This is a genomic window from Deltaproteobacteria bacterium (assembly GCA_016219225.1).
Classification (GTDB): Bacteria; Desulfobacterota; RBG-13-43-22; order RBG-13-43-22; family RBG-13-43-22; genus RBG-13-43-22.
The window spans coordinates 1-3,088 of sequence record JACRBX010000307.1 but is presented as its reverse complement, the minus strand read 5'-3'; the positions used below and the strand labels follow the sequence as shown (position 1 = coordinate 3,088).

At 52.4% G+C, this 3,088-nt stretch carries 5 protein-coding genes; 2 read left to right on the top strand and 3 right to left on the bottom strand.

Annotated elements, in window-relative coordinates; translation table 11 throughout:
• A partial coding sequence (locus tag HY879_24775) for a PAS domain-containing protein (GenBank protein MBI5606559.1) occupies positions 1-305 on the bottom strand: 305 nt, incomplete at its 3' end.
• A gap of 105 nt (positions 306-410) precedes the next feature.
• Here HY879_24775 and HY879_24770 point away from each other — a divergent pair.
• A complete protein-coding gene (locus tag HY879_24770; GenBank protein MBI5606558.1) occupies positions 411-866 on the top strand; it encodes a maleylpyruvate isomerase N-terminal domain-containing protein in 456 nt (151 codons plus the stop codon).
• Positions 867-954: 88 nt separating this feature from the next.
• On the top strand, positions 955-1,632 hold the full coding sequence (locus HY879_24765; GenBank protein ID MBI5606557.1) for a hypothetical protein: 678 nt from the start codon (positions 955-957) through the stop codon (positions 1,630-1,632).
• A 42-nt stretch (positions 1,633-1,674) separates the two neighbouring features.
• Here HY879_24765 and HY879_24760 read toward each other — a convergent pair whose 3' ends face one another.
• Entirely contained in the window at positions 1,675-2,457 is a 783-nt protein-coding gene (locus HY879_24760) for an alpha/beta fold hydrolase (protein MBI5606556.1), read from the bottom strand.
• Between the two features lie 52 nt (positions 2,458-2,509).
• Positions 2,510-3,088: GAF domain-containing protein (locus HY879_24755; GenBank protein ID MBI5606555.1), on the bottom strand; the 579-nt coding region annotated here is incomplete at its 5' end.

Sequence of the window (3,088 nt, the reverse complement as noted above, 5' to 3'; positions counted from 1 at the left end):
TTGTCGTCCTTATAGATGGGAATCCGTTGGACTACCATATCCTGGCCTTTGATGCGATGGGGATGGTTGATTTCAGGGATGCCGGTCTGGGCCACCACATCCATCCGGGTGTGTTCCACAACCTGGCGGCAGTGTTTGCCGATGACCTCCTGGGGATCGACCCCTAAAAAATTCCCATAGGTCCGGCTGAAGAAGATGACCTGACCATCGGGATCGGTGATCATCACCCCGTTGCGGATGTTATCCAGCACCCGTTCATAAAACGCGATCTTTTCTTGCAGCTCCTGGGTGGTCTTGGAAGGCATGGGGGTATGCTACCTTATTCGCCATTTTTTTCAACAGCTATTTTTTCATTTCCCAACGGGCAAGAGAATTGGTACTATTTATCAAACAATTATTAAGGAGGCCTTATGGAAGAGAGACCCTTTGTTGCCGAAAATGCCCGGGAGCGTGAAAGACTGCATTCCATCGTCGGACGACTGACCGACGAGGAGCTGAGCCTTCCCATGGGAACCGATTGGACCGTGGCTGTGGTCCTGGCTCATCTGGCTTTTTGGGACCAGAGGTCCCTGGTCCTGATACGGAAATGGGCGGCCGATGGGGTGGCCCCCTGCTCGATCGATATCGATGTCATCAATGAATCGCTCCTTCCCCTGTGGCTGGCCCTCCCGCCCAGAGCGGCGGCCGGCCTGGCCGTTTCAGCGGCCGAGGCCATTGACCGGGAACTGGAAGAGGCCCCTGAGGAGCTGATCGCCGCCATCGAAAGCCTCGGGGAGCGGTTCAGGCTTTATCGATCCGATCATCGGAAAATGCACCTCGACCAGATCGAGGAAGTTCTAAAAAACAAGGTTTTCGTTAAAAAATGAGAACAAACCTCCGGAATTCTAAGGTCGCTGTTTTAGTCAGTTCGCTTTTGGCCGGAACAACCGGGTTTTGGATTTTAAAGAGGACCCCGTGATTCCCTGGCAGGTCCTGGACAGGGTCCGCATGCCCGGAAGCGACCAAGATCTTCTCCTCTACCAGCGGGGCCGGGAGTTCTCGATCAGGGTGGGCGGCCGGGAGCTCATGAACAGCCGACGACATGGATCCGAGGATGTCCTGGCCGACCTGGCCTGTGCAAAAATAGCCGGCCATCCTCGTGTCCGGGTCCTGATCGGAGGTCTGGGTATGGGATATACCCTGGCTGCAGCTTTGCGCCAACTCAGGGCCGATAGTTTGGTGGTAGTAGCCGAATTGGTTCCGGCAGTGGTCGCCTGGAACCAGGGGCCTCTATCTGTCCTGGCCGGCCATCCTCTTCAGGACAGGCGGGTCATTATCCGAATAGAGGACGTGGCCCGGATTCTCAAGACGGAGGACAAAACCTTTGACGCCATCTTGCTGGATATAGATAACGGCCCGGAAGACCTGATCCGAAAGGCCAATGACTGGCATTACACCCGGGCCGGATTGGAGGCCGCCTTCGGGGCCTTGCGTCCTGGGGGTGTTTTAGCCATCTGGTCAACCGGTTCCAATCGGACCTTTAGCCGTCGTTTACGCCGGACGGGCTTCGAGGTGGAAGAGGTCGAAGCAAGGGCTCGAGGTCCTCGAGGCGGAGGACATCACATGATCTGGATCGCCAGTCGGGGTTCCTGACCTTGCCAACCAGAGGGCCTCATTGAACTTTCAGTCTCTTCCTTAGCCCAAAAAACCTTTCACCAGGGTACAAAAGGTATCGATCTTTTCCAGAAAGGCCGCATGACCGGCTTCAGGGATACAGACAAACTGGGAGTTGGCCATGGCCCGGCTCATTTCAAGCATCTGGACATAGGGTGTTATGATGTCCTCCTGGGCGGCGATCAGCAGGGTCGGATGTTTTATGGCGGCCATTTCCGCTCTCAGATCATAGGTGGCATTGGAGGAGGCCAGCCTGATAAAGCCGTCAAACCATTCCCTGGTCAGAAAATCCTTAAAAAGCTGCCGTCGGTTGGCCAGCCAATCATAATGGTTGTTGTAAAAGGCCCGGGAATAGATTGGGATCAGGGCCAGGTCGAAGAAGGCCTCCCCGTCATATAACCGGGCGGCCCTCTTCCACATCTCCCCCATGGAAAGAAGATATTGATCGACATAAGCCGAGGTATTGGAAAGGACCAGCTTGTCGACCATTTCCGGATATTTTAATGAAAAAATCAAGGCCACCTGGCCGCCGTAGGAAAGGCCGCAGAGATGGGTCTTGGGTAGGGATAAATGATCGAGGAGTTTCTTGAGGTCTTCGGCATGAATGCGGTTATCGTAGCCCTCTGCCAGTCGATTCGATTGTCCCTGATCCCGCATATCGTAAATAATGAGTTGGAAATGATCCTTGAGTCTGGCCACATGTTCCACCCAACTCAGCGTATTCATCATAATGCCGTTCAGGAAAACCAGCGGCCTTCCCTTTCCATGAACTTCATAATAAATTCCTGGATCGTCTAAAAACATAATGCCCCCTCATGAATGGATAAAATCTGTTCGAGTTGAATTGAAAGCCGGATTACTTTTCAGAGGCCAACTGACTGACGGCCACGACGATCTGGTCCCGAAGGATTCTCAAGTAATTGAGATCGGCCTTCGAGATATCCTTGAAGCCTTTTTGTTCTCCTTCAAGACAAACCAGGCCGATGCTTTTTTTGTTGATGGTTATCGGTAGCAAGATCAGGTAAGCAGGAGACCGGACCTGCTTTTGGTACCAGGAAGGGATGAGATTGTTTATTTCCCGGGAAGAAATATCCTGGATGACCAGGTCGCTGCCTTTGAAAATGGCGGTGTTGAATATATCTTTGGATCCGCTTATCTCAATCACGAACCCATTCCTGGCTTCTTCAATACGGTCCCCGAATCCCGATCTGATGCGCATAATGGGTTTTTGAGTATCTCTAACAAAAAACAGGGTCCTTGAAATCCCGGCCTTTTGCAGTCCCCGGTGGATGGTTTCAAGGGCTATCCTGATGACATCATTCAAGGCAAAGGGCTGGAGTATCGAACTATTAATATCCTGAATCCCTTTTGAAAAAATAGTTTCGGCTTCTTCCTCTTCCCTGGGGAAAAACGTTTCGATGATCTTCAAATCATC